Annotated in this window: 4 protein-coding genes; 1 reads left to right on the plus strand and 3 read right to left on the minus strand. The window is 60.7% G+C overall.

The window, feature by feature from the left end:
- The 3 genes from hutU to hutC all read right to left on the minus strand — a co-directional run.
- Nucleotides 1–1,574: urocanate hydratase (gene hutU / locus ACRESD_RS17870; protein ID WP_431752129.1), on the minus strand; the 1,574-nt coding region annotated here is incomplete at its 3' end.
- 325 nt (nucleotides 1,575–1,899) lie between these two features.
- Nucleotides 1,900–2,460 (minus strand): HutD/Ves family protein, encoded by a 561-nt coding sequence (locus ACRESD_RS17875; protein ID WP_431752130.1) that lies wholly within the window; start codon nucleotides 2,458–2,460, stop codon nucleotides 1,900–1,902.
- On the minus strand, nucleotides 2,457–3,167 hold the full coding sequence (hutC, locus tag ACRESD_RS17880; protein WP_431752132.1) for a histidine utilization repressor: 711 nt from the start codon (nucleotides 3,165–3,167) through the stop codon (nucleotides 2,457–2,459). The genes ACRESD_RS17875 and hutC overlap by 4 nt, the downstream gene beginning before the upstream one ends.
- 147 nt (nucleotides 3,168–3,314) lie before the next feature.
- Between hutC and ACRESD_RS17885 the strand changes: the two genes are divergently transcribed.
- The gene (locus ACRESD_RS17885) at nucleotides 3,315–4,679 is read left to right on the plus strand and encodes a formimidoylglutamate deiminase (protein WP_431752131.1); all 1,365 of its coding nucleotides are present in this window, start codon (nucleotides 3,315–3,317) and stop codon (nucleotides 4,677–4,679) included.
- Nucleotides 4,680–4,719: the final 40 nt, after the last annotated feature.

Here is a 4,719-nt window from a genome sequence, read left to right on the forward strand (position 1 = left end):
TCGTTGTGCAGCACACGAGCGATGCGCTCAGCGGCTTCGTCGGTACCGTCGCAGACGATCACCATGCCGGAGTGCTGGGAGAAGCCCATGCCCACGCCACCGCCGTGGTGCAGCGACACCCAGGTCGCGCCGCTGGCGGTGTTGAGCAAGGCGTTGAGCAGCGGCCAGTCGGACACGGCGTCGGAACCGTCCTGCATGGCTTCGGTTTCGCGGTTCGGGCTGGAGACCGAGCCGGAGTCCAGGTGATCACGGCCGATCACGACCGGTGCCGACAGCTCGCCGCTGCGTACCATTTCGTTGAACGCCAGGCCCAGCTTGGCGCGCTGGCCCAGACCTACCCAGCAGATACGTGCCGGCAGACCCTGGAAGCTGATGCGCTCGCGGGCCATGTCCAGCCAGTTGTGCAGGTGGGCGTCGTCGGGGATCAGTTCTTTGACCTTGGCGTCAGTCTTGTAGATGTCTTGTGGGTCGCCGGACAGCGCCGCCCAACGGAAAGGGCCGATGCCACGGCAGAACAGCGGGCGAATGTAGGCGGGTACAAAACCCGGGAAGTCGAATGCGTTTTCCACGCCTTCTTCCTGGGCCATCTGGCGGATGTTGTTGCCGTAGTCGAAGGTCGGGATGCCTTGTTTCTGGAATTCCAGCATCGCTTTGACGTGCACGGCCATCGACTGCTTGGCGGCCTTGATCACAGCAGCCGGCTCGGTCTTGGCGCGGGCGCGGTATTCGTCCCAGGTCCAGCCAGCCGGCAGGTAGCCGTTGAGTGGGTCATGGGCGCTGGTCTGGTCGGTGACCATGTCCGGGCGCACGCCACGCTTGACCAGTTCCGGCAGGATTTCCGCCGCGTTGCCCAGCAGGGCGATGGAGATGGCCTTGCCTTCCTTGGTGTACTTGGCGATGCGCGCCAGGGCGTCGTCGAGGTCGGTGGCTTGCTCGTCGACATAGCGGCTGTTCAGGCGGAAGTCGATGCTGACCTGCTGGCACTCGATGTTCAGCGAGCAGGCACCGGCCAATGTGGCAGCCAATGGCTGGGCGCCGCCCATGCCACCGAGGCCGGCAGTGAGTACCCAACGGCCGGTGAGGTCGCTGTTGTAGTGCTGGCGACCGGCTTCGACGAAGGTTTCGTAGGTGCCTTGGACGATGCCTTGGCTACCGATGTAGATCCAGCTGCCGGCGGTCATCTGGCCGTACATGGCCAGGCCCTTGGCATCCAGTTCGTTGAAATGTTCCCAACTCGCCCAGTGCGGTACCAGGTTTGAGTTGGCGATCAGCACGCGCGGGGCGTTGCTGTGGGTCTTGAACACGCCGACCGGTTTACCGGATTGCACCAGCAGGGTTTCGTCATCATTCAGGTTGGTGAGGCTCTCGACGATCTGGTCGTAGCACTCCCAATTACGCGCTGCACGGCCGATACCGCCGTACACCACCAGCTCTTTCGGGTTCTCGGCCACTTGCGGGTCGAGGTTGTTCATCAGCATGCGCAGCGGCGCTTCAGTCAGCCAGCTTTTGGCGGTGAGCTTGGTACCGTGGGCGGCACGGATTTCGACGTCACGGTATTTTGTAGGCTTGGTCACTGCTAGGACTCCTCGGCGATCGATGCGCGAACATGGATGGTGCGAAGGAGAGTCTTACGCACACATCTTTACTTGTACATACAAGCATATGCAATCGAGCGGCCAACTTTCCTGAGGAGCTGTTGAGATTTTTTTGGAAGGCCTGTGTAAGCCTTGGAAATTAAGGCTTGGAGGCTGGGTGAAATTTATTGCCGAGGAGTTTTTCAGCGAGGGAAATTGTTCATCAAAGCCTAGCGTTGCGCCAAGCTGGGGCATTCGGTAACAAATTGGTGCGGGACTGGAAACACAAACAAATGTGGGAGCTGGCTTGCCTGCTCCCACAGTTTTAACCGCGTGCGGTCAGTTCGATCAGGCAGCAGCGGCCGCTGACAGCAATATCCAGCAGGCCGGTGTTACCGTCCACTTGCAGGCAATCGTGATGGCCCAGCTTTTGGTCCAGCACCTTCACTTCATCGGCGACGCTGAATATCAATACGGTGTGTGCGGTACTGAAGAACTGTTGCACACCGTCCACCCATTGCAACCGCGCGTGGTAACGCTCAGGCGAATAGATCAGGTTGAAATCGCGGATCGGCCCACTGACCAAGCGACATGACACCTCGCTCTCCCCCTTGAACGCGAACGGCTGCAACGGCAACAACCCACGCTGCTCCTCGCCATCCACCGTCAACACCATCCCCGCGCCTTTGATCACTGTGATCACACGTTGATAGCCGGCGAAGGTAGAGAAACCGCCCGACTCACCGATATCGGCAATCGACAGGCGCCAGCCAAAGCCATCCAGGCCAGTGCCTGCATCGCGGGTGATTTCTTCGGTACTGCCGCCGCCATTTTTCCACGGCATGCGCACGTAATCGGTGGCGCGCCAGACTTTCACTGCACTCATTTACTGAAACGTCCTTCCAGGCTGTGACGGGAACCGGGGTGGATCAAACGCGCGGCGGTCACCGGCTGGCGACCGGACCAGGTACGCCGGCGAATCAACAGGCACGGCTCGCTCAGCTCGATCTGCAATAACTTGCATTCCTCGGCGTCGGCAAGGATCGCCTCGACCACGTGCTCGCCTTCAGTGAGCGGCGCGACCTGATTGAGGTAGGCGTAAGGCGTTTGCTGGGTGAAATCCTGTTGCAGGTATTCCGGCGCGACCAGGGCGTTGACGAAGCGGTCTTCGATTTGCACGGGAATGTCGTTTTCGAAGTGCACGATCAACGAGTGAAATACCCGCCCGCCTTCGCGCATCTCCAGGGCGACGGCGCGCTCTGAACCAGCCGCCTCTTCGCCCAGGTGGATGACCTGGCAAGTGTGCCGATGGCCGCGGGAAGCGATCTCATCGGCAATGTTGTGCACTTCAAACAGCGCCGACTGGCTCTTGGGCTCAGCGACGAAAGTGCCAACACCTTGCATGCGCACCAGCAACCCTTCAGCGGTGAGCTCACGCAGGGCACGGTTGATGGTCATGCGACTGAAGCCCAGTTCGCTGACCAGCTCGCTCTCCGACGGCACGCGGTAATGGGGCGGCCAGTTGCCGTTGAGGATTTGCTGGCTGATCATCTGTTTGACGCGGGCATACAAGGGCGCCGGACTTTCGTCCATGTGGGCAGCCAGCGAGGAGTTGGCGGGCGGAGTCGGCACAGGGAATCCTTGCAGGGGGAAAAGATGCATAGATTGCCGGAGTTTACCGAGCAGGCAAACGTCTGTATATGTATATACAAATAAACACACGACCGGGGTGCCTTGATCATGTCCGCTTTCTTTGCCGAACGCGCACTGCTGCCTAATGGATGGGCCAACGATGTACGTCTTGAAGTCAGCGCCGAAGGGCTGCTGACAAAGGTTGAGGCCAATGCCAGTGCAGACGGCGCCGAACGGCTCAGCGGCCCGGTGTTGGCGGGTATGCCGAACCTGCACTCCCACGCGTTCCAGCGCGCCATGGCCGGTTTGGCGGAAGTGGCGGGCAACCCGAATGACAGTTTCTGGACCTGGCGCGACTTGATGTACCGCATGGTTGGCAAGATCAACCCAGACCAACTCCACGTCATCGCGCGCCAGCTGTATATCGAAATGCTCAAGGCCGGTTACACGTCAGTGGCCGAGTTTCATTACGTGCACCATGACGCCAGCGGCCAGCCGTACGCTGATCGTACCGAACTGTCGCGACAGATCAGTCAGGCCGCAGCCAGCAGCGGCATCGGCCTGACCTTGCTACCCGTGCTGTACACCCATGCAGGCTTTGGTGGCCAGGCGCCGAATGACGGCCAGCGCCGGTTTATCAACAGCACCGAAAACTATCTCGACCTGCAAGCGCAGCTCAAACCGATCCTTGCCGAACAACCGGCGCAGACTCTTGGCCTGTGTTTCCACTCCCTGCGTGCCGTCACACCACAGCAAATCAGTGAAGTGCTGGCCGCCAGCGACAAGGCGTGCCCGGTGCATATCCACATCGCCGAGCAGCAAAAGGAAGTCGATGATTGCCTGGCCTGGAGCGGAAAACGTCCGCTGCAGTGGCTGTATGACAATGTCGAAGTGGATGAGCGCTGGTGCCTGGTGCACGCCACCCACGCCAATCCCGAAGAAGTCACGCGCATGGCCAAGAGCCGCGCGATTGCCGGTTTGTGCCTGACGACCGAAGCTAACCTGGGCGACGGGATTTTCCCCGCCGTGGAGTTCCTGGCCCAAGGTGGACGCATGGGTATTGGCTCCGACAGTCACGTGTCACTGAGCGTGGTGGAAGAATTGCGCTGGCTGGAATACGGCCAGCGCCTGCGCGATCAGCGGCGTAATCGTTTGTATCGCAATGACCAGCCGATGGTCGGCCGCACGCTGTTCGATGCCGCGCTGGACGGTGGTGCCCAGGCGCTGGGCCAGCCGATCGGCCGGTTGGAAGTGGGCAAGCGCGCGGATTGGCTGGTGCTGGATGGCAACGACCCGTACCTGGCCACGGCGACCGAGGACGGGATTCTCAATCGCTGGTTGTTTGCCGGCGGGGATCGGCAGGTGCGGGATGTGCTGGTCAACGGCAAGTGGGTAGTGCGCGACGGGCGCCATGCTGGCGAGGAAGAAAGCAGCCAGGCGTTCACGAAAGTCCTGAGGGATTTACTCGGTTAACAGGCGACACATAACAAATGTGGGAGCTGGCTTGCCTGCG

The sequence above is a fragment of the Pseudomonas sp. genome, from assembly GCF_050739995.1.
Lineage (GTDB): Bacteria > Pseudomonadota > Gammaproteobacteria > Pseudomonadales > Pseudomonadaceae > Aquipseudomonas.

Bases quoted from the DNA above. Each gene is read 5' to 3' on its own strand.
- ACRESD_RS17875 (WP_431752130.1), bottom strand. From the start codon at position 2,460: ATGAGTGCAGTGAAAGTCTGGCGCGCCACCGATTACGTGCGCATGCCG.
- hutC (WP_431752132.1), bottom strand. From the start codon at position 3,167: ATGGACGAAAGTCCGGCGCCCTTGTATGCCCGCGTCAAACAGATGATC.
- ACRESD_RS17885 (WP_431752131.1), top strand. From the start codon at position 3,315: ATGTCCGCTTTCTTTGCCGAACGCGCACTGCTGCCTAATGGATGGGCC.